General features: G+C 57.7%; 19 protein-coding genes. 12 read left to right on the top strand and 7 right to left on the bottom strand.

Annotated elements, in window-relative coordinates; translation table 11 throughout:
• Positions 1 to 75 precede the first annotated feature (75 nt).
• The 4 genes from tauD to tauA are packed head-to-tail and all read right to left on the bottom strand — an operon-like array spanning position 76 to position 3487.
• Positions 76 to 927, bottom strand: a complete 852-nt coding sequence (gene tauD, locus ACS603_RS22590) for a taurine dioxygenase (RefSeq protein WP_474944963.1) — start codon at positions 925 to 927, stop codon at positions 76 to 78.
• Positions 924 to 1751 (bottom strand): taurine ABC transporter permease TauC, encoded by an 828-nt coding sequence (gene tauC / locus ACS603_RS22585; RefSeq protein WP_315687988.1) that lies wholly within the window; start codon positions 1749 to 1751, stop codon positions 924 to 926. The genes tauD and tauC overlap by 4 nt, the downstream gene beginning before the upstream one ends.
• The gene (gene tauB / locus ACS603_RS22580) at positions 1748 to 2515 is read right to left on the bottom strand and encodes a taurine ABC transporter ATP-binding subunit (RefSeq protein WP_182059770.1); all 768 of its coding nucleotides are present in this window, start codon (positions 2513 to 2515) and stop codon (positions 1748 to 1750) included. Before tauB ends, tauC begins: the two co-directional genes overlap by 4 nt.
• Before the next feature lie 9 nt (positions 2516 to 2524).
• A complete protein-coding gene (tauA, locus tag ACS603_RS22575) occupies positions 2525 to 3487 on the bottom strand; it encodes a taurine ABC transporter substrate-binding protein (RefSeq protein ID WP_182059769.1) in 963 nt (320 codons plus the stop codon).
• A gap of 534 nt (positions 3488 to 4021) precedes the next feature.
• On the opposite strand from tauA, the gene ACS603_RS22570 reads away from it, so the two are divergent.
• The 7 genes from ACS603_RS22570 (at position 4022) to fbpC (ending at position 12679) form a co-directional block, all read left to right on the top strand.
• Complete coding sequence (locus tag ACS603_RS22570; RefSeq protein WP_474944964.1) at positions 4022 to 4432, top strand: hypothetical protein; 411 nt, start codon at positions 4022 to 4024, stop codon at positions 4430 to 4432.
• 450 nt (positions 4433 to 4882) lie between these two features.
• Positions 4883 to 5512 (top strand): response regulator, encoded by a 630-nt coding sequence (locus tag ACS603_RS22565; protein ID WP_315687987.1) that lies wholly within the window; start codon positions 4883 to 4885, stop codon positions 5510 to 5512.
• Complete coding sequence (locus ACS603_RS22560; protein ID WP_474944962.1) at positions 5512 to 7053, top strand: MASE1 domain-containing sensor histidine kinase; 1542 nt, start codon at positions 5512 to 5514, stop codon at positions 7051 to 7053. Before ACS603_RS22565 ends, ACS603_RS22560 begins: the two co-directional genes overlap by 1 nt.
• 85 nt (positions 7054 to 7138) lie before the next feature.
• On the top strand, positions 7139 to 8440 hold the full coding sequence (uhpC, locus tag ACS603_RS22555) for an MFS transporter family glucose-6-phosphate receptor UhpC (RefSeq protein ID WP_315687985.1): 1302 nt from the start codon (positions 7139 to 7141) through the stop codon (positions 8438 to 8440).
• Positions 8441 to 8453: 13 nt separating this feature from the next.
• Positions 8454 to 9485 carry an ABC transporter substrate-binding protein gene (locus ACS603_RS22550; protein ID WP_040076991.1) on the top strand — a complete coding sequence of 344 codons (1032 nt, stop codon included), beginning with the start codon at positions 8454 to 8456 and terminating at the stop codon, positions 9483 to 9485.
• A gap of 64 nt (positions 9486 to 9549) precedes the next feature.
• Complete coding sequence (locus ACS603_RS22545) at positions 9550 to 11628, top strand: ABC transporter permease (protein ID WP_315687984.1); 2079 nt, start codon at positions 9550 to 9552, stop codon at positions 11626 to 11628.
• Between the two features lie 4 nt (positions 11629 to 11632).
• Complete coding sequence (fbpC, locus tag ACS603_RS22540; protein ID WP_474944961.1) at positions 11633 to 12679, top strand: ferric ABC transporter ATP-binding protein; 1047 nt, start codon at positions 11633 to 11635, stop codon at positions 12677 to 12679.
• An 81-nt stretch (positions 12680 to 12760) separates the two neighbouring features.
• Here fbpC and mmuM read toward each other — a convergent pair whose 3' ends face one another.
• From mmuM to ACS603_RS22525, 3 genes are all read right to left on the bottom strand, one after another.
• The gene (gene mmuM, locus ACS603_RS22535) at positions 12761 to 13693 is read right to left on the bottom strand and encodes a homocysteine S-methyltransferase (RefSeq protein ID WP_182059768.1); all 933 of its coding nucleotides are present in this window, start codon (positions 13691 to 13693) and stop codon (positions 12761 to 12763) included.
• A complete protein-coding gene (gene mmuP / locus ACS603_RS22530; protein WP_395677884.1) occupies positions 13680 to 15080 on the bottom strand; it encodes an S-methylmethionine permease in 1401 nt (466 codons plus the stop codon). Before mmuP ends, mmuM begins: the two co-directional genes overlap by 14 nt.
• 240 nt (positions 15081 to 15320) lie before the next feature.
• Complete coding sequence (locus ACS603_RS22525) at positions 15321 to 16229, bottom strand: LysR substrate-binding domain-containing protein (protein ID WP_182059766.1); 909 nt, start codon at positions 16227 to 16229, stop codon at positions 15321 to 15323.
• 127 nt (positions 16230 to 16356) lie between these two features.
• Between ACS603_RS22525 and ACS603_RS22520 the strand changes: the two genes are divergently transcribed.
• From ACS603_RS22520 to ACS603_RS22500, 5 genes are all read left to right on the top strand, one after another.
• On the top strand, positions 16357 to 17544 hold the full coding sequence (locus ACS603_RS22520) for an MFS transporter (protein WP_182059765.1): 1188 nt from the start codon (positions 16357 to 16359) through the stop codon (positions 17542 to 17544).
• A gap of 11 nt (positions 17545 to 17555) precedes the next feature.
• Positions 17556 to 18737, top strand: coding sequence for an amidohydrolase (locus ACS603_RS22515; protein ID WP_315687979.1), 1182 nt, complete (start codon positions 17556 to 17558; stop codon positions 18735 to 18737).
• Positions 18738 to 18945: 208 nt separating this feature from the next.
• Entirely contained in the window at positions 18946 to 20055 is a 1110-nt protein-coding gene (locus tag ACS603_RS22510) for an AI-2E family transporter (protein ID WP_315687978.1), read from the top strand.
• Positions 20056 to 20176: 121 nt separating this feature from the next.
• On the top strand, positions 20177 to 21961 hold the full coding sequence (locus ACS603_RS22505) for a GGDEF domain-containing protein (RefSeq protein WP_474944960.1): 1785 nt from the start codon (positions 20177 to 20179) through the stop codon (positions 21959 to 21961).
• 21 nt (positions 21962 to 21982) lie between these two features.
• On the top strand, positions 21983 to 22888 hold the full coding sequence (locus ACS603_RS22500; RefSeq protein ID WP_474944959.1) for an alpha/beta hydrolase: 906 nt from the start codon (positions 21983 to 21985) through the stop codon (positions 22886 to 22888).
• Positions 22889 to 23033: the final 145 nt, after the last annotated feature.

The following is a 23033-nucleotide window of genomic DNA, read 5'->3' as shown; positions in this document are numbered from 1 at the left end:
CCCTGAGAGGGAGAGGGTGAAAAACGCACCGGCCAGTCCCCTCGCCCCTTTGGGGAGAGGGTTAGGGTGAGGGGCTCAAACCGCACGATAAAACGGCTTATCCCCTAAAATTGTCGCACGCTGCATGATCCGGCGCTGCGGCAGGTAATCCGCATTGGCATAATGCTGTGTGACGCGGTTATCCCAGATGGCGAGGTCATTCTCCTGCCAGCGCCAGCGCACCTGAAACTCCGGTTTGGTGATATGGGCGAACAGGAAACCTAACAGCGCTTCGCTCTCTTTCTCTGACACATCCACAATCCGCGTGGTAAAGCCTTCATTCACGAACAACGCTTGTTTTCCCGTCACCGGATGCGTGCGCACCACCGGGTGCAACAGCGGTGGATGCTTCGCGACGGCCTCCAGCCAGCGCTGATGCTCCTCTTCGCTTTTACGGTATTTGTACTCCTGGAACGATTTTTTAAAGTCATGCTCTGCCCGCAGCCCGCTCAGCAGCGCCCGGAACGGTGCTGATAGCGCCTCAAACGCCGCTATTCCGCTTGTCCACAGCGTATCGCCGCCCGTCTCCGGCAAAAGCTTCGCCGCCAGGATCGCCCCGGCTGGCGGGGTTTCAATAAAGGTCACATCCGTATGCCAGTTGTCATTATCCGGCGGGTTATCGTTGTGGGTATCCAGAACAATAATTTCCTCCACACCTTCGGCATGAGGATAGACCGGATGGATATGCAGGTCGCCGAAGCGCAGTGCCAGCGCACGCTGCTGGTGCGCCGTGATCGCCTGCTCGCGCAGGAACACCACCTGATGACGCAGCACCGCGTGGTACAGCTGTTCAAACTGGTTATCGCTCAGCGGGCGGGTCACATCCAGGCCCGACACCTGCGCACCGATATACGGCCCCAGCGGGGTAATGGTCAGACGTTCACTCATTGTATTTCTCCATGCCAGGGTGTCAGGCGGCGCTGTAGCGCACGCAGCCCCAGTTCTAATCCGAAGGCAATCACGGCGATCACCGCAATCCCTGCCAGCACCACGTCAGTCGCCAGAAACTCGCCCGCCGACTGCACCATAAAACCCAGGCCACGGGTTGCGGCAATCAGTTCCGCCGCCACCAGCGTTGACCAGCCCACCCCAAGCCCGATCCTCAGCCCGGTTAAAATCTCCGGCAGTGCGCCGGGTAAAATCACGAACAACAGCACCTGCGTACGGCTGGCACCAAGAGACTGCGCGGCACGAATGCGCACCTGCTGGGCACTCTTTACACCCGCCAGCGCGGACATCGCCACAGGTGCGAAAATCGCCAGATAAATCAGCAGGATTTTTGACGTTTCACCGATGCCAAACCAGATAACCATCAGCGGCAGATACGCCAGCGGCGGCACTGGACGATAAAGCTCAATTAGCGGGTCAAGAATGCCGCGCACCGTGGGGCTCAGCCCCATCGCAATCCCCACCGGGATCCCGATAATCACTGCCGCCAGCAACGCCACCAGGATACGGGCGAGGCTCGCCGCCAGATGCTGCCACAGCGTGGCATCCATAAAGCCCTGTGGCCCGGCAATGGTTATCAGTTTTGCCAGCACCCGTCCCGGCGGCGGCAGAAACAGCGGGCTAATCCACTGCTGGGCAGCAACCGCCCACCACACCGCCAGTAACACCAGCAGCGTACTGACGCTCAGCGTGACCTGTCGCGAGAATGGCCAGCGTAAACTCAGGCGGGGACGGCGTGTTTTTTCACTGAAGACAATGCTCATGAGAACGCCTCCCGCTGTTCAAATACGCGGCTCAGCACGTATTCACGTTGTTCGATAAACAGCGGGTCGGACTTAATGCTCCGCACCGGTTCCCCTGCCACATAGCGACGGGCGAAATCGAGCGGCAGGCGCTCCAGTACACGCCCCGGCCCTGGCGATAACAGCACCAGTTCGGTCGCCATAAATACTGCTTCTTCGATGTCGTGGGTGATAAGCAGCACCTGTTTACCGGTTTCATGCCACAGGCGCAGCAGCAGGGTTTGCATCTGCTCGCGAGTAAAGGCATCCAGCGCGCCGAACGGCTCGTCCAGCAGCAAAAGCTGCGGGTTTGCCGCCAGCGCGCGGGCAATCCCGACCCGCTGACGCTGGCCGCCCGAAAGCTGCCAGATAAAACGTTTTTCCGCCCCTTCCAGCCCCACTTTTTTCAGCATCTGCCGTGCGATATCCAGCCGCTGTTCGCGCCCTACGCCCGCCAGTTGCAGGCCAAACGCGACGTTTTCCTGCACATTACGCCACGGCAGAAGCCCTTCGTTCTGGAAGACCACACCGCGCTCAGCGCCAGGGCCTTCCACCTTTTTCCCTTCCAGTTGAATAGAGCCGTGCTGATAAGGGACAAACCCGGCAATCAAATTCAGCAGCGTGGTTTTACCGCAGCCGGATGGCCCCAGCACTACCAGCAGCTCACCGCTGTCCAGCGTCAGGTTGATATCTTCCAGGGCCGGTTTTCCGCCATAGCTGGCGTGCAGGTTTGTAATATTCAGCATGGCTACCCCTTATTTCACGAAGCGATCGGTTACGTACTGGCTGTAGTCCGCCGCAACCGCAGGCACTTTGCCCTGCTCTTTGAGGAATGTTGCGGTATCCACAATCGCTTTGTTCACTGGCCCGGTCAGTTGCTGGACCTGTTGCGCGGGCGTGAGGTAGGTATTCCCTTTCACCAGCCCCGGTACGTCTGCTTCCGGTACGCCGCTCAGACGCGAGAGTTTTTCCAGGTTAGCGGGTTGTTTGAGCCATTCATCGGGGTTGCTGATATAGGGTTGCTGCGCGTCGATGGCGCTTTTCGCGAAAGCTTTCACTACATCAGGATGTTTTTCCGCGAAGTCTTTACGCACGACCCACACGTCGAGTGTCGGTGCGCCCCACTGGCCCACTTTTTCGGAGTCGGTCAGTACGGTGCCCTCTTTTTCCAGCTCGTTCACTGCAGGTGCCCAGACGTATGCGCCATCAATATCGCCACGCTGCCAGGCCGCAATAATCGCCGGGGGTTGCAGGTTAATGATTTGCACCTGGCCCGGCTTAATCCCCCAGTGTTTCAGGGCGGCGAGCAGGCTGTAATGAGTGGTAGAAATAAACGGCACGGCAATGCGCTTGCCAATCAGATCTTCTGGCTTAGTGATGTTTTTCTTCACCACCAGTGCTTCAGAGTTACCCAACTGAGACGCCAGCAGGAAGACTTCAATGGGCACCTGCTGGCTGGCCGCTACCGCCAGCGGGCTTGAGCCGAGGTTACCAATCTGCACATCGCCAGAGGCCAGCGCACGCACAATGGCCGCCCCGCTGTCGAATTTGCGCCAGTCCACTTTCGCGCCGCTCTCTTTAGCGAAGGTGTTATCCGCCTGCGCAACTTTTGCTGGTTCCGCAGAGGTTTGATACGCGACGGTGACATCCACCGCCTGCGCCTGAAATGCCCACAGCGCTAGCGCGCCGAGTAAAGTGATTCGCGATGAAATTGCCATAGTGCCTGCTCCCCTTGTTGTTATGGGAGCAGTATTTCCGGCGGCATAATTTTGATAAAGGAATAAAAACGCATCGTTAATAGCGATTCGTTTTTAGATAAAAAGCGGCAAAGGATAGTTATTTTTTAGGGGGAATATGTTGGCCGCTGTGGTTCCGCTGAGACATCTGCATCCGCATTAGCATTTTCATTGCGGTAATTTCTTGTTTTGCGAGGCCGCTTCCGGGAATAGCCCTTCTCAACAAGTGGATATAGCAGTATCTTTTTTACGCGCCTGCAAAATCAGGCGTCAGGGTTGACCTCCTGCTTTCTTCATCGGCGACGTATAATGATGCGTCGTACGCTCTGCTATACCTCAATGGTGGGCTGAGCAGGGGCATCGCAAGGTGCGCCGGTATCCGATGAAGCCGGTAAGGTCAACTCTGCTTAGTCCACCACCCATGGGATTGACCTCTCTGGTGGTGGTTAATTAAATCATTCATCGGAGGCTGCCTTTATGGCTATGACCCTAAACCACAGTCACGCATGACTTACCCTGCCCTTTAGTCACAGCACGGCCTTTACCGAACTGGCGGACAACTGCGAGCGCTTTATGGATGCGCTGGTGGACTGCGATCTTCCCGCTGAAAAACTCGCCCTTTACGGACGACTCTCCGCCTGTCTGACGCTGTTGCAACCCATGCTGCTGGAGCCCGTGCCAGACTATTTAAAAGAGAACCCGACCGTAGATAATTTACCGACACGTCAGCCCGCCTTCGACCCTGAACCCGATCAACTGGGCCGTTACTGCCAGGAGCTGACTCAGCATCTGATGAGCGGTGCATTCCCAACTGAAGCGGAAAGAGTCATCAAAGACCTGCTTTATGAGCTGGTCAGCTTCTATGCCGATACGCTAAAAATGCCACGCTGGCTAAGAACAGACGAGGGAACAATCCCCTTAAATTAACCCATGAAAAGCGATGAAAATGCCTGAGTAATTAACATACTCGCAGCGGTACCCTGGTCCGGCTGAAAATCGCTGAGGCGTTGACTGGAGGCCGGGGCGAGGCGCATGGATGCGCCGAGAGGGGGCGACCTACAGGGATGTAGGATCGACCCCGACCCGACAGCCGCAAGTCATTAGCCGAAGGGACCGCGAAGCGGCGATTTTCGTTGCCGGGAGCCGGGATGGCGAAGGGGGTGGCGGCGAGCCCCCTTCGCACGTTCACGGGTGACGCGGCATACAGAGAAATGCAGAAGTGAAGTGAACGGAAACACCACCGCTGCCACATATTTCTCCCCCCTACCCAAACCTTTATTGCAATTTTGTTACATCCGTTACATAACCGTAGCCGCAAGATTGCCAGCCCGACGCCAGCGGGCATCATAGAATCACTTTTCCCTACAGGGTTGCGAGATGATCAAAGTGGTGCTGGTGGACGACCACGTGGTGGTGCGTTCCGGGTTCGCCCAGCTGTTAAATCTGGAAGACGATCTGGTGGTTGAAGGTCAGTTCAGCAGCGCCGCCGAGGCGTGGCCCGTGCTGTCACGCAGCGATATCGACGTGGCGGTGATGGACGTGGCGATGCCGGACGAAAACGGCCTCAGCCTGCTTAAACGCCTGCGCCAGCAGCGGCCAACGTTCCGCGCCATTATCCTCAGCATCTACGACACCCCGGCCTTTGTGCAAAGCGCCCTCGACGCGGGAGCCAGCGGCTATCTGACCAAACGCTGCGGTCCGGAAGAGCTGGTGCAGGCGGTGCGTTCCGTCGGCATGGGCGGCCATTATCTGTGTGCCGACGCGGTAAAAGCCTTGCGCGGCGGCGAGCCGACGCCAAAAGTGCTCGGGGCGCTCACTCCGCGCGAGCGCGAAGTCTTTGACCTGCTGGTGAAAGGCGAAAGCGTTAAGGAGATAGCCTATACGCTTTCGCTGAGCCATAAAACGGTACACGTGCATCGTGCCAACGTGCTGGGCAAACTGCAGTGCAACAGCACCATCGATCTGGTGCATTTCGCCCTCGACAACCAGCTGCTGACGGGCCACTGATGCGGCGCACCGTCCGGCATCTGATCCTCTCTTTATTCATTATGCTGGCCTGGGGCACCGGCTGGCTGATGCTGTGGACGCTGAGCTTTTATCTGACCCACAACGGCCAGCAGGCGGTGCTTTTCCTGCCTCAGGGCGTTTACCTGGCCCTGCTAATCCTGCTCTCGCGCCGCTACTGGCCGGCGTTAATCCTTCCCACTCTCGCCGCCATCCTGTGGCTGCACAGCGAACAGCTCCTCACCCGCTACCTGATGCTCGCCGTGCCGCCGATCGGCGTTTTTAGCGCCTGGCTGGCGCAAAAGTACTGGCACCGATTCCCCCTCTACTGGCAGCGTCTTTCGATGCTGATCGCGGCGGTGACGCTCAATGCCCTGCTGCAAACGCTGATCCTGTCATCTTTTCTGGAAAGCCCAGCCACGCTGCTGCTGCTGGCCTCGTTTACCGGCGGCGTGCTGCTCACGCCGTTTGTCTATCTGGTGTTCGAGTTTTTGCGTCAGCAGCATCGCTACCACCTGCTGGGGCTGGATACCAGCAACCCGCCGCTACGCACCTCGCTGATTATCTGGTGCAGCCTGTTTTTCATTATTGGTATCGGCACCCAGATGGTGCTCTCCCCGGCGCTGGAGCGTTTATTGCTGATTGTGGTGTTCCTGCCCAACGTGGTGATGGCGTGGAAATTCGGCTGGCAGGGCGGCGTGCTGTCGGGGTTGCTCGGCAGCATGATGATTACCATTGCCCGCCAGGTGGGCGTGGGCTTTAGCGATCTGCTGGAGCTGGAAATTTTTCTCGCGACCCAGTCGCTGCTGGGGATAGGGCTTGGGATCGCCATAAGCCGCCAGCAACATCTGGCGATGAACCTCGATAGCTATCGCCGTCGGCTGGAAGCGGAGTTGCAGGCCAAACAGGCGCTGACGGAAAAGCTGATCCACAGCGAGGAGGACACCCGCAAGCAGCTGGCACGCGAGCTTCATGATGAGATCGGCCAGAACATCACCGCCATTCAGATCCAGTCCCAGCTGGTGAAACGGGCGGGCGATACGGAGCTTGCCGTTGAGGCCGCCGGACAAATCAACGACCTCGCGCGACGCATTCACCACTCCACGCGCCAGCTGTTACGCCAGCTGCGCCCGCCGGTGCTGGACGAGCTGTCGCTTAAAGAGGCGTTGCACCACCTGGTGAATGAGTTCGCATTTGCCGAGCGCGGGATCCGCTGTCGTTTTCATTACCAGCTCGCCACCCCGCCAGACAGCGAAACGCTGGTCTTTACGCTCTATCGCCTGCTCCAGGAGCTGCTCAATAACGTGAGCAAACACGCCGATGCCACCGAAGTCAGTATCCTGCTCTGCCTGCGGGACAGCCGTCTGCACCTTGAAGTCCGTGACAACGGCAGCGGCATCAGCCCGCAGCAGGTGCCGGGGTTTGGCATTCAGGGGATGCGCGAGCGCGTCTCTGCGCTGGGCGGTGAGCTGACGCTGGAGTCCCACATCGGGACGCGCGTAATTGTTAACCTGCCCACAAATTTGCAACAAACGCATCTCTGACCAGGAAAAAGTCTTAGTCACTCCAGACTTTGTCTCATCCCATTTTAGCCGCGCTTACATACAGTCATCTCAAACGGAGAACGCCATGCACGCACTGTCTGCTGAACAGGTTTCACAACGTTACCGGGCGCTGCGCCCCAGACTGCTGCTGTGTATGGCAATCGGCTATGCCGCGTTTTACCTGACGCGAAAAAGCCTCAACTACGTTTTACCCGCGCTGCAGATGGATTTGGGGCTGAGCAAAAGCGATATCGGGCTTATCGGCTCGCTGTTTTACCTCAGCTACGGGCTGTCGAAATTTGCCGCCGGACTCTGGCACGACAGCCACGGACAGCGGGCGTTTATGGGCATCGGGCTGATGGCGACGGGCGTGCTGAACGTACTGTTCAGCTTTAGCGACGCCTTCCCGCTGCTGCTGTTTATCTGGACGCTGAACGGCTTCTTTCAGGGTTGGGGATGGCCGCCCTGCGCCAGGTTGCTCACCCACTGGTACTCGCGCAACGAGCGCGGCTTCTGGTGGGGCTGCTGGAATACCTCCATCAATATCGGTGGGGCGATTATTCCGCTGATTTGCGCCGTTGCCGCCCACCGATGGGGCTGGCAGGCGGCGATGCTGACACCGGGGATTATCAGCATCGTGCTCGGCCTGTGGCTGACCACACAACTGCGGGGCACACCGCAGGAAGAGGGTCTGCCAACGGTCGGGGAGTGGCGCAACGATCCGCTGGAGCTGCGCCAGCAACAGCAAAGTCCACCCATGGGTTTGTGGCAGATGTTACGCACCACCATGCTGCAAAACCCGACGATCTGGCTGCTCGGGGCGTCGTATGTGCTGGTGTATCTCATCCGTATCGCCCTGAACGACTGGGGCAACATCTGGCTGGCAGAGAGCCACGGGGTGAACCTGTTAAGCGCTAACGCCACGGTGATGTTGTTCGAAGTGGGCGGCCTGCTGGGGGCGCTGTTTGCCGGATGGGGCTCGGATTTATTGTTCAGCGGCCAGCGTGCGCCCATGATTTTGCTGTTCACGCTGGGGCTAATGGTGTCGGTGGCTGCCCTGTGGCTGGCCCCGGTCCATCACTACGCCCTGCTGGCAATGTGCTTTTTTACGGTGGGATTTTTTGTCTTTGGTCCGCAGATGCTCATCGGCCTTGCCGCCGTGGAGTGCGGGCATAAGCAGGCAGCGGGTTCCATTACCGGTTTTCTTGGCGTGTTCGCTTATCTGGGGGCCGCGCTCGCCGGATGGCCGCTGTCGCAGGTGATCGAACGCTACGGCTGGTCGGGGATGTTCAGTTTACTCTCGATCGCCGCCGTGCTGATGGGTTTGTTACTGATGCCGCTGCTGATGGCGGGCATCACCGCTTCTCGCAGTCACATAACGTCATAAAAAGGGCTGAATAATGAAAACAACGCTTCTCTCTACCCTCATTGCTTCCGGGATCGCGCTGGCCACCTTAACCGGTGCCGCACAGGCCAAGGGCCGCCTGGTGGTGTATTGCAGTGCCACCAACGAAATGTGCGAAGCCGAAACCAAAGCGTTCGGCGATAAGTACGACGTCAAAACCTCCTTTATCCGCAACGGCTCCGGCAGCACGCTGGCGAAAGTTGATGCCGAGAAGAAAAACCCGCAGGCCGACGTCTGGTACGGCGGTACCCTGGATCCGCAATCCCAGGCCGGGGAAATGGGTCTGCTACAGCCGTACAAATCGAAGAATCTGGAGCAGATCATGGAGAAATTCCGCGATCCGGCCAAAGTGAAAGGCAACCTCTCTTCGGCGGTGTACGTCGGCATTTTAGGCTTTGGCGTGAATACTCAGCGCCTGAAAGAGAAAAATCTGCCAGTGCCGCAGTGCTGGAAAGATCTGACCAAACCCGAATACAAAGGCGAGATCCAGATTGCCGATCCGCAAAGTTCCGGCACGGCTTACACCGCCCTGGCCACCTTCGTCCAGCTGTGGGGTGAAGATCAGGCGTTCGATTATTTGAAGCAGCTTAACGGCAACGTCTCTCAGTATACCAAATCGGGGATTGCCCCGGCGCGTAACGCCGCGCGCGGTGAAACCGCCATCGGGATCGGCTTCCTGCACGACTACTCGCTGGAAAAAGAACAGGGCGCACCGCTGGAGCTGATCTCCCCGTGCGAAGGCACCGGGTATGAAATTGGTGGCGTGAGCATTCTGAAAGGGGCCCGCAACGAAGAGAACGCGAAGCTGTTCGTGGACTGGGTGCTCTCTAAAGAAGCCCAGGAGCTGGCATGGAAGAAAGGTAAGTCCTACCAGATCCTCACCAACACCACGGCAGAAACCTCCCCCAACTCGCTCAAGCTCGATGACCTGAAGCTCATCAGCTACGACATGGACAAATACGGCTCCACGGACGTACGTAAAGCGTTGATCAACAAATGGGTCAGCGACGTGAAGATGGGTAAATAAGCCCGCGAACAGTGGTTACCGCCCGGCTGAATCGTGCGCCGGGCATCCAACACCCGGAAAACTTATGTCACAGACACTCGCTCTCCATCCCGCCAAAAAACGGGATGCAGTATTCCTTTGGGTTTTACTCGGCTGGCTGGCGTTTGCCCTGCTGCCGAGCTGGAGCCTTGATTACGGCCTGCTGGAATCCACCGGCGACGAGATCCTCGACGCCTACAGCTGGTCCCATTTCAATATTAGCTGGCTGTGGTATCTGCTCCCCAGCCTGCTGCTGGTGCGTCCGTTTAACGAAGCGAAGCGTGAACAGCGTAGCCGCCACTACCTCGACGCGAGCTGGGCGCTGCTGTGCATGGCCTTTATCGTCATCAGTGCCACCCTTGAAGGACGCGGGTTAGGCTACGCCACTATCGTGCTCTTTGTGGCGCTGGGGGCGATCATGACTCTCGCCCTCACCCGCCTTGAATGGCTGGGCGGCGATCGCTTTGTTATCGGTTCGCTGATTACCATCGTGGCACTGATCGGCATCTTTATCGTCTGGCCGAGCATCGCCATCTTTATCCCGATGTTCACCAACGACGCGGGCGAATTCGCGCCGCTGGCGTTTATGAATGTGCTGGCACAGGCGCACATTATTCAGGTGATCATCAATTCGATCCTGCTGTCGATTGCCGTTGGGATCGGCTGCACCTTCTTCGGGCTGGTGCTGGCGATCTACACCACGCGCATTGCCAAACGCAGCGCCATTATTGGCCGTATCTTCTCCATCCTGCCGATCGTCACCCCGCCGTTCGTGGTGGGCTTAGGTGTTACGCTGATGATGGGACGCTCCGGCTACGTCACCGAACTGATGGTGGACTGGTTTGGGTTAACCAACACCAACTGGCTGTACGGCTTCACCGGGATCTGGCTGGCCCAGGTGCTGGCCTTCACGCCAATGGCCTTTATGATCCTCGACGGCGCAATCAAGACCATTCACCCGTCGCTGGAAGAGGCCTCCTACACGCTGCGCGCCAGCCGCTGGCAGACCTTTAACGGCGTCTTTGTACCGCTGCTGAAACCGGCGCTGGCGAATGCGTTTTTGATTGTCATCGTGCAGTCGCTGGCCGACTTCAGTAACCCGCTGGTGCTGGGCGGTAACTTCGACGTGCTGGCAACGCAAATCTACTTCTACATCACCGGTTCCCAGCTGGATTATCAGGCGGCGAGCACCCTCGGGGCCTTCCTGCTGCTCTTCTCGCTGCTGGTGTTCTGCATTCAGTACATATGGATTGGCAAGCGTTCGTACGTCACGGTCTCCGGTAAATCTTACCGCGGCGACGTGCAGCCGCTGCCGGTGACGCTGGTGTGGAGCGTCGTTGCCCTGCTGGCGGTGTGGATCGCCTTTAACGCCCTGCTCTACGGCAGCATTTTCTACGGCAGCTTTACCGTCAACTGGGGGGTGGATTACACCCTGACGCTGGATAACTTTATCAAGCTGTTCGGCCAGGGAATGAGCGATGGCGCGTGGCCTTCGCTGCTCGACACCCTGCTCTACGCCGGGATTGCGGCACCGATTACCGCCGCCTTCGGCCTGCTGATTGCGTGGATAGTTGTTCGTCAGCAGTTCAGGGGCAAAAAGACCATCGAGTTCACCACCATGCTGTGCTTCGCCGTGCCGGGTACCGTGGCGGGCGTGTCGTACATCCTGGCGTTTAACAGCGCACCGGTGTACCTCACGGGTACGGCTGCCATCGTCATTATCTCGATGGTGATGCGTAACGTGCCGGTGGGCATTCGTGCCGGGATCGCGGGCTTAGGCCAGATCGACAAATCGCTGGATGAAGCCTCGCTCAGCCTGCGCGCCGGTTCGCTACGCACCATCACCCACATCCTGCTGCCGCTGCTGCGTCCGGCCATTTTGTCGGCGCTGATCTACAGCTTTGTGCGCGCCATTACCACCGTCAGCGCCATTGTGTTCCTCGTCACGCCGGATACCCGCGTGGCAACGGCCTACATTCTGAACCGCGTGGAAGACGGCGAATACGGCGTGGCGATTGCCTACGGCTCGATCCTGATTGTGGTCATGCTGGCGATCATTTTCCTCTTTGACTGGCTGATCGGGGAGTCTCGTACCTCCCGTTCAAAAGCCAAAAACCAGGCGTAACACTATGACTCAGAAACATTTCGTTGAACTGCGTAACGTGACCAAGCGCTTTGGCGCCAACACGGTGATTGAAAACATCAACCTGGCTATCCCCCAGGGGCAGATGGTGACGCTGCTCGGCCCGTCGGGCTGCGGGAAAACCACCGTGCTGCGTCTGGTGGCGGGGCTGGAAAAACCGACCGACGGGCAGATTTTTATCGACGGCGAAGACGTGACCCATCGCTCCATTCAGCAGCGTGATATCTGCATGGTATTTCAGTCTTATGCCCTCTTCCCGCATATGTCGCTGGGGGAGAACGTCGGCTACGGCCTGAAGATGCTGGGCGTGTCGCGTGCGGAGATCAAAACCCGCGTGAAAGAGGCGCTGGCGATGGTGGATCTTGAAGGCTTTGACGATCGCTACGTGGATCAGATTTCCGGTGGGCAGCAGCAGCGCGTGGCGCTGGCACGTGCGCTGATCCTCAAACCGAAAGTGCTGTTGTTCGATGAGCCGCTAAGTAACCTCGATGCCAACCTGCGACGCAGCATGCGCGACAAAATTCGCGAGCTGCAAAAGCAGTTCAACATCACCTCCCTGTACGTGACGCACGATCAGAGCGAGGCTTTTGCGGTATCAGATACCGTGCTGGTGATGAACAAAGGCAACATTATGCAGATTGGTTCGCCGCAGGATCTGTATCGCCAGCCCGCGTCGCGCTTTATGGCGAGCTTTATGGGGGACGCCAACCTGTTCCCGGCAGACTTTACTCACGACTATGTGGCGATCCACGGTTACCGTCTGCCGCGTCCGCTGCACTTTGCCTCACAAGGCAACGGCACGGTCGGCGTGCGTCCAGAGGCCATTACGCTGAGCGAGCACGGTGAGGCAAGCCAGCGCTGCATTATTCGTCATGTGGCCTATATGGGGCCGCAGTACGAGGTGATAGTTGATTGGCATGGGCAGGAGATTCTGTTGCAGGTGAATGCGACGCGCCTGCAACCGGACGTGGACGAGGCGTATTATCTGGAGATCCATCCGTACGGGATGTTTGTGCTGGCGGACGCGGCGTGATTTGAGCGCACTTTTACCCCTCACCCTAACCCTCTCCCTGTGGGAGAGGGCCGGGGTGAGGGCATCAGACCGCACAAAAACTCAGCGCTGAGCCGTCAGCTCAGCAATATCTTTCGGCGTGGTGCGACAGCATCCACCAATTAATTTTGCGCCTGCCGCCAGCCACTGCGGTAAATAGCCTGCCAGCGTTTCGCAAGCCTCACCATGGTGGTGCCAGGTTTTCGTCACCGCATCATAGTGCTCACCAGAATTGGGATAAACCACCAGCGGCAGCGAGGTCAGGCTTTGCAGATAGCGCAGCGCCGCCGTGGTGTTCTCCAGCGCGATGCAGTTAATGCCCAGCGCCACAATCTGCGGGTAGTGCGCCAGCTCTGCAATCACTTCACGCAGCGGTGTGCCATCGCTTAAATGCTCGCTGTCACGCAGGGTAAACGAGAACCACGCGCGGGCGCGCGGATACTCGCTCAGCAACGCGGCAAGAGCTTTGCTCTCGGCAAAAGAGGGTAGCGTTTCACACGCCAGCAAATCGGCCCCGGCATCCAGCAGCGCTTCAACGCGTGGACGGTGGAACGCGGTAAACTCTTCTGCGCTACGCACATAGTCACCGCGGTATTCGGAGCCATCGGCCAGATACGCGCCGTATGGCCCCACAGAGCCGGCTACCAGCAGCGTGCCCGCGTGCGGGTTTTCAGCCAGGTACGCTTCGCGCGCCTTACGCGCCAGCTCCACGCTTTTGCCGATCAGCGTGCGGGATTGCGCGTCATCCAGGCCACGTGCCGCAAAACCTGCGGGTGTTGCCTGGTAACTGGCGGTAATCGCCACCTGCGCCCCGGCGCGGAAATAGTCGAGGTGCACTTCACGGATAAGTTCCGGGTTTTCTACCAGCACTTTGGCCGACCACAGGCTATCGGCAAGGTTACAACCGCGCGCTTCCAGCTCCGTTGCCATCGCCCCGTCGAGAACGACAAAGGGTTGTGTTTCAAGGATGGCGCTCAGCGGATTATTCTGCGACATGTTCAGGCTCCTGCGTTGTCAGATGTCGGGTCAGGTAGTACGCACCATAACACAGCGCCACAAAAGGTATCCCGCAGTAAAGAGCAATTCTCTGGCTTGGGTCAAACGCCAGGCCTACGCAAGCCACCACGCACAACACAAACCCGAGCACCGGCACCAGCGGATACCATGGCGCGCGATACTGCAACGCAGACAGCGGCTGGCCGGACTGCACATGGCGACGGCGGAAAACAAAGTGCGATGCGCAAATACTTATCCACACTGCCACTACCGCAAAGCCGGAAATTGCCGACAGCGCCACAAACACAGTGTCTGGCGCCACCACGCTTGAGAACAGCGCCAGCACGCCGCCAAGCATGGAAACGGAGAGCGCCGCCAGCGGTACGCCGTTTTTATTAACGCGGGTAAAGCAACGCGGCAGCGTTTTCTCGTTCGAGAGCGACCACAGCATCCGGCCCGAGGCATATAGCCCGGAGTTTGCGGCTGAGAGGATCGCCGTCAAAATCACAAAGTTAAAAATATCTGCGGCATAAGGAATGCCGACTTTTTCAAACACCAGCACAAACGGGCTCTTTTCCACCCCCGCCTGCTGCATCGGGATAAGCGCCGCCAGCACAAACACGGTGCCGATGAAGAAGATAATCAGGCGGGCGATGGTGGTGCGGATCGCCACCGGGATCACCTTGTGCGGGTTTTCCGTCTCTCCGGCCGCAATGCCGATAAGCTCGGTGCCAGAGAACGCAAAGTTCACCGCCACCATGGTCATCAGGATCGGCAGACCGCCATGTGGGAACCAGCCTTCAGCCGTGATATTCGTTAAGCCCGGCGCAGGTGAACCGTCCTGCATCGGGATAAAACCAAAGATCGCCGCGCCGCCAAGAATAATAAAGGCGATGATGGTGATCACTTTGATCAGCGAGAACCAGAATTCCCCCTCAGCGAAGAAGCGCGTGGAGATAACGTTCAGACCAAAAATTACCGCGCAGAACACCACGCACCACGCCCAGACGGGCACCTGCGGGAACCAGTACTGCATACAGAATCCGGCGGCGGTAAAGCTCGAACCGAGCGCCACCGTCCAGGTAAGCCAGTAAAGCCACGCCACGGTGTAGCCGGTGGCCGGGCCGAGATAGCGGGCAGCGTAAACGTGAAACGCGCCGGTTTCTGGCATCGCGACGGAGAGTTCGCCCAGACACTGCATCACCAGCCAGACCACCAGCGCGCCAATCAGGTACGCCAGCAGCGTTCCTGCTGCCCCGGTTGTCGAAATAATGTATCCGGTATTGAAAAATAACCCTGTGCCAATCACGCCACCCAGCGAAAGCATAATCAGGTGGCGTGTTTTCATGGTGCGCTTAAGCTGCCCATTTTCTTGTTGTGTTTGCATATTACCTTCTATACGTATGGACATCTAAACATCCAAAGAAGGTGTGTTATACCGCGATTGTCGATAAAAAGCTAGCCGTGTACAAGGCGCAGCCGGGCACGCCGCGCGCTAAGACGGGGATGAGTTGTCAGGATCACATAGAGAATGGGTCGCCAGGCCATAAGCACCTCCGCAAGCAGATACTTAGAGCATGGCGCGGGAGAGTGAAATCCTCGGTCAGTCGAAAGTGGGATCTGCTGGCTACCAGCTAAACCGTCTGCAGGCCTCGCGCAGGCGAACCAAAAACTGGCGGGCATTGGTGGTCATCGCCGATTTTTGCGACCACACCGCACAATACTGGGCCGAGGGCAGCTGGGTTATCGGCAGTGCCACCAGCCTGTCGTCAAGCTGCAACGGCTGGCACATCGCCCTGGCGACCACGGTCAGGTAATCAGCGTTGAGCACCATATTCAGCCCGGTGATCACGGAATCCGTACGTAGCGGAGTGACCTCTACCTGGCGGTAAAAATGGCTCAGTTCATTTTGCAGTTGCTGGTAATAACCCATTGAGGACTCGGGCAGCAGCCATTTGGCCTGCCGTAGCGCCAGAAGATTGTCGGCGTTCGCCAGCGGGTGCCCCTTGCGGGCAATAATACAAAACGGCGAGGTGAACAGCGGCTCGATCATCACCCCTTCCGGCGGCGCCATGGGATCAACGGACCCAATGGCGATATCAATTTCGCCGTTACGCACTCCCGGCAGCAGCGAAGAGAGCTGCCCCTCTTTGGCCGTCAGCAGCACCTGCGGCAGGGTCTGTTTAAAGGCATCGGCCACATCGGGAAACACGGTCAGGGCAATCAATGATGAAAACCCCACCGTTAACCGACCATGGGTGTAGTGGTTAATCTGCTCCACCTCTTCGGCGGCGCGTTTTAGCTCTTCAAGCACCCACTCCGCCCGTTGCGAAAAGGCGATCCCCGCTTCTGTCAGGGCAATGCCCTCTTTACTGCGTAATAAAAGTTGTGTGCCTAAAGTTTGCTCAAGCTCACGCAAGGTACGGCTCAAACCGGGCTGCGAAACGCCCAGTTCACGCGACGCCGAACGAATACTGCCGCTACGCGCGACCTGACGAAAGGCCTGAAGATGGCCAATTTTTGGCAAATATCTCATCACTCACCCTATAACAAAAAAGCATCACCTATAGAAAAATTATATCTTCCCGCCTTTTCGGTAAACCCCTAGATTCAGAGGGCACACAACCTCTCTCATCGCACTCTGACGCCAGGCGGAAAACATAATGAAAAGCCAGTCACAGATGATTTTTTTACTCTTTATCGGCTATGTCGTGGTGTACATCGATAAAACCGTGATGGGGTTTGCCCTGCTGCCCATCGAAAAAGAGTTCGGGCTGAGCACCGCCCAGCTTGGCTACATTACCGGGATCTTCTTTCTTGCCTATTCGCTGTTTCAGGTGCCCGCAGGCTGGCTGAATGACAGAATCGGCTACAAACCCATGCTGATCATGTCCCTGTGCGCACTGGGGATCTTCGCCCTGTGCTTTGGCGCGCTGGGGATGAGTTTTGGTCTGCTGCTGGTGTTCCGCTTTCTCTCGGGCGTGGGGCACTCCGGCTACCCCTGCTCATGCGCCAAGGCAGTAGTCAGTAACTTCTCGCTGGAAAAACGCACTTTTGCCCAGTCGGTGCTGCTCTCTTCCGCGGGGCTGGCGATGACCGTCGGGCCGATTGTGGCTGTCTCAGCGCTGGAACACTTAGGCTGGCATATCTCCTTTGTTTCGTTAGGGATCGTTGCCTGCGCCATCGCCTTGCTGATCGCCCTGCGCGTGCCGTATCACAAGCCCGAGCCACGGCCGCAATCGCAGGAACGCAGCGCCGCGTTGTGGCGTAACCCCACGGTACTGCTGCTATTTGTCTCGGTGTTTTGCGTCAATATTCCAAGCTATGGCCTGATGGCCTGGCTGCCAAAATTCTTCGTGCAGAGCATGGGGATGCCGCTTGAGGTATCGGGCTACATTGTGGCCGCTGGCGGCGCGGGGATTTGGCTCTCTTCGCTCTGTACCGGCTGGCTGGTAGGCAAGTATTTCCACAACCGCGAGCCGCAGGTAATTTTGGTCTGCGCGCTGATCAGCGCCGCCGCCATTCTCGGGATTTTCCATACCTCGACCGCGCTATCCGCCAGCGCCCTGCTGTTTGTGGGGGAGATCTTCCTGATGGCGACCTTTGTGACCGCCTTTACCCTGCCGATGAAGCGCCTGCCAGAAAGCACCATGGGATCGGCGATTGGCCTTATCAATACCGGCGGCACGCTGGGCGGTTTCGTTTCCCCGGTGGTGATTGGCTATCTGGTCGGGCAAAGCCACAGCTATGAAAGCGCATTTATTTTCCTGTCACTGGCGATGGTGTGCGCTGGCGTGGCTATCACGCCGTTAATCAAAAAAACCGCCACTTCGCAACCCGTGACTGACTGAAGGAGACTGTGATGAAAAGTACGATTGAAAACCTTATCCGCGACGTCAATGAAGATGTGATCCGCTGGCGCAGACATATTCATGCCAACCCGGACCTCTCTTTTCAGGAGAAACCGACGGCTGATTATATCGCCCGTGAGCTGGCAGCCCTGCCGGAGCTGGAGCTGAGCCGCCCGGTAGAGAACAGCGTCATTGCCGTACTGCACGGTGACAAACCTGGCCCAATGTGGGCGCTACGTGCGGATATCGACGCCCTGCCGCTGCTGGAAGAGAGCGGCGAGACGTTCAGCTCAACCAGACCTGGCGTGATGCACGCCTGCGGCCACGATGCGCACACTGCGATGCTGATGGGCGCGGCGAAAGTTCTTTGCCATCTGCGCAGCCAGCTGCACGGCAGCATCAAGTTTATCTTCCAGCCAGCCGAAGAAGTGCCGCCGGGCGGCGCGCGTGAGCTGGTAGAAAAAGGCGTCGTCGACGATGTGGAGAAGATCTTTGGCCTGCACGTCTTCCCGACCAGCCCTACCGGCAAAATCACGCTGAAAGAAGGGGTGTACGTCGCCTCCAGCGACAACTTCGATATCACCATTTATGGCCAGGGCGGCCACGGCTCGATGCCGCAGTTTTGTATTGATCCGGTGGTTATCGGTGCTGAAGTGGTCAGCGCCCTGCAAAACGTGGTGGCGCGTAATCTCGACCCCATCAACGCCCCGGTGCTGACCATTGCCACCTTCCAGGCGGGTGATAGCTATAACGTTATCCCGGACAGCGCCCGTCTGGCGGGAACCGTGCGTACCCATAACCAGCAGGTGCGCGAGCAGGTACCGCAGCTGATGCAGCGCATTATTGACGGCGTGGTAAGTGCCCACGGCGCACGCGCTGAGATCCGCTGGCAGCAAGGTTATGCCGTCGGCAACAATCATGCCGACACCAATGCCATCGCCAGAGCGGCGATTGCCGAACACTTTGGCGGCGATACCCTGCAACTTGCCGACCGCGCCCTGTTTGGCAGCGAGGACTTCTCCTCTTATCAGGAGAAAATCCCCGGCTCGTTCCTGTTTATCGGCTGCGGTAATCAGGAGAAAGGCGCGGTGTGGAACGTCCACAACCCGCACTTCCGTATTGATGAGGCCGCGCTGGCAGTGGGCGTGAAGGCGCATATTGCGCTGGTCAGCTCGCTGTTTGAGGATATCTGACTGTTTTTTCTGCGCCAGCAGCATGGCGATAGCGGCAAACAACGCGATGATCCACGCCATTATCCACGGCGTGCCATCGCTCAGGGTCAGCGCAAAAGGTAAACCTGTGGTTATGAGTGGTATTCATAATTCTCCTGCCGCACAATTATTGGTAAATCCCGTAAACGGTTCTATAGTCGACACTGTTTCTTAGTTACAGGATCAACTGATGCGATTTAACGGACTGACCAAAGGTTTCTTTCTTTTCATTCTCGCCCTTGTCACCTGGGCCTTCTTCGATGTGCTGTCACCTTACTTCTCTGCGATCCTCTGGGCCGCGATCCTGACCATCATCTTTAACCCGGTAAAAAACAAGCTGCGCGCCGCGCTGGGCGATCGTAACGGACTGGCGTCGCTTCTGACCATTGGCCTGATTTGCCTGATCGTCTTTATTCCACTGATGGTGATCCTCTCGTCACTCGCCATTGAGCTGAACGTGGTGTACACCAAGCTTCAGCAAAACAACACGCAGTTCCCGGAAGTGGTTGCCAGCCTGTTTGCCCACCTGCCGGGCTGGGCCAGCGGCTTCCTCGCCGATCATAATCTGGATAACGCAGCGCAAATTCAGAAAAAGCTCTCTGATGTGGCTTTGCAGGGCGGGCAGTATCTGGCAGGGAGCGCATTTCTGATCGGCAAAGGTACATTCGGCTTTGCTATCAGCTTCGGCATTATGTTGTATCTGCTGTTTTTCCTGCTCAAAGACGGGCCGTACCTGGTACGGCAGATCCTGGATTCCCTGCCACTGTCAGATTTTGCCAAACAACATCTGTTCGCCAAATTCGTCGGCGTATCGCGCGCCACGGTGAAAGGCACAGCGGTTGTGGCGGTGGTTCAGGGTACGCTTGGCGGAATTGCATTTGCGATTGCGGGTATTGATGGCAGCGTGCTGTGGGGGGCACTGATGGCATTCCTTTCCCTTGTGCCTGCCGTGGGGTCGGCCATTGTCTGGGTGCCCGCCGCTATCTTCCTGTTTGCCACCCATCAGCTGTGGCAAGGGCTGTTTATTGTTGGTTTCTTTGTGATTATCGTCGGGCTGGTGGATAACATTCTGCGCCCGTTGCTGGTCGGCAAAGACACCAAAATGCCGGACTATCTGATCCTTATCTCGACACTTGGCGGTATGGAGCTTTACGGCATCAACGGTTTTGTCATTGGCCCACTGATTGCCGCTCTGTTTCTTGCCTGCTGGAATCTCTTCTCCGGCCGCGATCATGAAGGTAACGCCGAGGAGCTGGATCCTGACTTTATTGAAGAAGGGAAAAACCCTCCAGATTTATAGTGTATTGACGATAACAATCACACCAGACGGCTTTGCGCCGTCTTTTTTTTCGCGAGAAATCAGCCGTTTTCTATAATTTTTAAAGATGCTATCCCACTTAAGTCGTAAAAGGATCTAACCGGTGAGAATTGCCACGATCACTAACTGGGCATACGGTGCAACGGTATGCCTGACCATCGCCTCTGGCATCGTCATGCTGATGGCTTCAAACGCAGACACTGTCGAGCGTCAGGCCGTCCTGCAGCGACAGGTTTTTGATCAACTCACTGAGGATGTTGAAACCGATGCCTGGGCGTTATCCGACTTAGCCCGGCTGTATGTCGTCAAAAAAGAGCCGCAAATACTCAGTGAATATCGCCAGAAAGAGGGGTCGTTACAGTCCATCGAGACCCGGCTGTCCCGGCTGAAAGACAATGGGGCGACAGGGGAGGAGCTGGCGTTATTGCATGAAGGGTTAAAGATAATTGATGAGCTACAGGACGAGCAGCAATCAGCGATAGCCAGCGTGGCGCGCGATGAAGCCCCCCAGGCCGTTGCGCTGTTGTACGGCGGGCAATATGAGCAGGAGCTGGATCGCGTTCAGAACCAGATTGACCATTTCCGCTTGCTGCTGGACAAGCGTGCCCGCACCGCCGTCGAGGATGCCACCAAAACATCCAAAACCCTGCGCACGCTGTCTGAAATCATGGTAGGCACCACCGCCCTGCTGTTTTTGTTTGTGCTCGGGTTCATCTTAAAGCGCCGCGTGCTGCGCCCGGTTGTGCGTCTGAGCGATGTGGTGCATCGCCTGGCGTCTCAGGATTACGCCGTCGAAACGCCTAACTTTAACCAGATTGATGAGATTGGCGATATGGCGCAGGCCATCCGCATATTCCGTGAAAACGGCCTGGCCCGACAACGGCTGGAAAAAGAGCGTGATGCCGACTGGGCCATCCGTGAACTGCTGGCGCGCATGACGCAGCGGCTACAAGGCTGTGAAAATTTCGCCGATGTGATTAACGTCGCGGAGTTGTTCGCGCCCAATATTGCGCCGGGCATCGCCGGGCGGTTATACATCCTCGATCGCGATCCATGGCAGATGCGCTGCGTGGCCGAATGGCTGTCACCTGAGGGCAAAAATACACCGTTCCACCCGGACGAATGCTGGGCCGTGCGTCGCGGTCAGAGTCACCCGCCGGTAAACGGCGAGCCGGATATCTCCTGCTATCATTTGCCGGAGTCCAGCCTGAATAACACGCTGTGCGTGCCGCTTATCGCCCAGGGCGAGGCCATTGGCTTGCTCTCTTTCCAGAACATCACCCCGGAAACCGCCCCTTCCCGGGCGTATCTTGAGCTGATGGCTGAAGCGCTTGGGCTGGCGCTGGCAAACCAGCGACTGCGCGATGCGCTGCTTGAAAAAGCGTTGTTCGACCCCCTCACGGGCTTACGCAACCGTCATCATCTGGAAGACACGCTGCGCACGCAGGTGGCGCAGGCCATGCGCAACCACGAGCCGGTAAGTTGTCTGATGATCGATATTGACCACTTCAAGAGCATTAATGACCGCTTTGGCCATGAGGCGGGAGATCAGGTGATAAATAGCGTGGCTTCAATTGTTCAACGCGCCGTGCATGACGGTGGGATGGCCTTCCGCTATGGCGGGGAAGAGTTTCTGGCGATCTTGTCCGGGGCGAATGAAGAAGTGGCCCAGGCCTGCGCAACGGATATTTTCAATTCCGTGCATGAGCTGTCGCTGCGTTACGGGCTTTCTGAAATTGGCCCGGTGGATGTCTCTATCGGCATCGCCAGTTATCCGCAACATGCCCAAAGCGACAGCCTGCTGCGCGCAGCAGACGTGGCGCTGTACCGCGCGAAAGAGCTTGGCCGTGCCCGCATTGTCAGTTTTGGGATGCTGGAGACTGGCTGAGCGTCTTCAGGAGAACCCTGCATGAACCGTCGCCACTTTTTGATGGGATTAGCGGCCGCCGTTGCCCTCCCCCACCGGGCTTTTTCCGCTATCGCACCACAACAGTTTACGGAAATCCCACTCTGGAACGGCACACCGCCGGGCGGCGGCGGGCCTACAGGGCAGCGGATTGCTTCACCTTCTGGCGCAATACGACACATTGCGGTACCGAGCCTTAGCGTACTGGCGCCACCCGCGCCCAACGGGCATGGCGTGCTGATTGCCGCAGGCGGCGGCTATAAACAAATCCAGACCGGTAAAGAAGCTCTGCCCGCCGCGCACTGGCTGGTCGCTCGTGGCTATACGGCGTATATCCTCACCTATCGCCTGCCCGCTGAGGGTTGGCACGACGGGGATCGGGTGGCCTTACAGGATGCCCAGCGGGCGCTGCGCATTATCCGCCAGCGGGAGAAACAGGTCAGCGTGCTCGGGTTCTCCGCAGGCGGGCATCTGATGGGTATGGCGGCTACGCGGCCAGACTTTCGCACTTATACCGCCCGGGACGAGATTGATGAGCAAACGGCCAGGCCCGATTGTGCCGCGCTAATTTACCCGGTTATTACGCTCGAAAAACCGTACACCCATACTTCAACCCACAAAATTCTGGTTGGGCCACACGCCAGCGCCGCAGAAGAAGCTGCGTGGTCGGTACAGAACTTTGTCTCACCCGATACGCCGCCCTGTTTTATTGTGCAGGCGAAAGACGACCCGCTTTCCGATCCTCACAACTCACTGATCATGTATGACGCCTGTATGGCCAACCATGTCCCGGCAGAGCTGCATCGCTACCCAACAGGTGGACATGGCTTTGGTATGGGCCGACAGGGAACAGAAACGGTTGCGTGGCCGGGTGAGTATGCGCGTTGGTTGAATACGAAGCCTGCGTAAAAACCGCTCTTTTCTCTCGCTTTCTCAGCGAAATATTGAGCTTGCCATTATCAGGGGCATTAAAAGCAACATATTGACCACTCTCGATAATTTTCCTTAAGAAATACCTCCGCGTTGCCGATACCTGATCTCCAGGCGGCAATTA

It is taken from the genome of Enterobacter sp. Li2LvB3 (assembly GCF_056156645.1).
Note: the sequence above shows the minus strand (reverse complement) of the source record. Positions and strands in the feature narration are given on the sequence as shown.

Bases quoted from the DNA above. Each gene is read 5' to 3' on its own strand.
- tauD (WP_474944963.1), bottom strand. From the start codon at position 927: ATGAGTGAACGTCTGACCATTACCCCGCTGGGGCCGTATATCGGTGCG.
- tauC (WP_315687988.1), bottom strand. From the start codon at position 1,751: ATGAGCATTGTCTTCAGTGAAAAAACACGCCGTCCCCGCCTGAGTTTA.
- tauB (WP_182059770.1), bottom strand. From the start codon at position 2,515: ATGCTGAATATTACAAACCTGCACGCCAGCTATGGCGGAAAACCGGCC.
- tauA (WP_182059769.1), bottom strand. From the start codon at position 3,487: ATGGCAATTTCATCGCGAATCACTTTACTCGGCGCGCTAGCGCTGTGG.
- ACS603_RS22565 (WP_315687987.1), top strand. From the start codon at position 4,883: ATGATCAAAGTGGTGCTGGTGGACGACCACGTGGTGGTGCGTTCCGGG.
- ACS603_RS22560 (WP_474944962.1), top strand. From the start codon at position 5,512: ATGCGGCGCACCGTCCGGCATCTGATCCTCTCTTTATTCATTATGCTG.
- uhpC (WP_315687985.1), top strand. From the start codon at position 7,139: ATGCACGCACTGTCTGCTGAACAGGTTTCACAACGTTACCGGGCGCTG.
- ACS603_RS22550 (WP_040076991.1), top strand. From the start codon at position 8,454: ATGAAAACAACGCTTCTCTCTACCCTCATTGCTTCCGGGATCGCGCTG.
- ACS603_RS22545 (WP_315687984.1), top strand. From the start codon at position 9,550: ATGTCACAGACACTCGCTCTCCATCCCGCCAAAAAACGGGATGCAGTA.
- fbpC (WP_474944961.1), top strand. From the start codon at position 11,633: ATGACTCAGAAACATTTCGTTGAACTGCGTAACGTGACCAAGCGCTTT.
- mmuM (WP_182059768.1), bottom strand. From the start codon at position 13,693: ATGTCGCAGAATAATCCGCTGAGCGCCATCCTTGAAACACAACCCTTT.
- mmuP (WP_395677884.1), bottom strand. From the start codon at position 15,080: ATGCAAACACAACAAGAAAATGGGCAGCTTAAGCGCACCATGAAAACA.
- ACS603_RS22525 (WP_182059766.1), bottom strand. From the start codon at position 16,229: ATGAGATATTTGCCAAAAATTGGCCATCTTCAGGCCTTTCGTCAGGTC.
- ACS603_RS22520 (WP_182059765.1), top strand. From the start codon at position 16,357: ATGAAAAGCCAGTCACAGATGATTTTTTTACTCTTTATCGGCTATGTC.
- ACS603_RS22515 (WP_315687979.1), top strand. From the start codon at position 17,556: ATGAAAAGTACGATTGAAAACCTTATCCGCGACGTCAATGAAGATGTG.
- ACS603_RS22510 (WP_315687978.1), top strand. From the start codon at position 18,946: ATGCGATTTAACGGACTGACCAAAGGTTTCTTTCTTTTCATTCTCGCC.
- ACS603_RS22500 (WP_474944959.1), top strand. From the start codon at position 21,983: ATGAACCGTCGCCACTTTTTGATGGGATTAGCGGCCGCCGTTGCCCTC.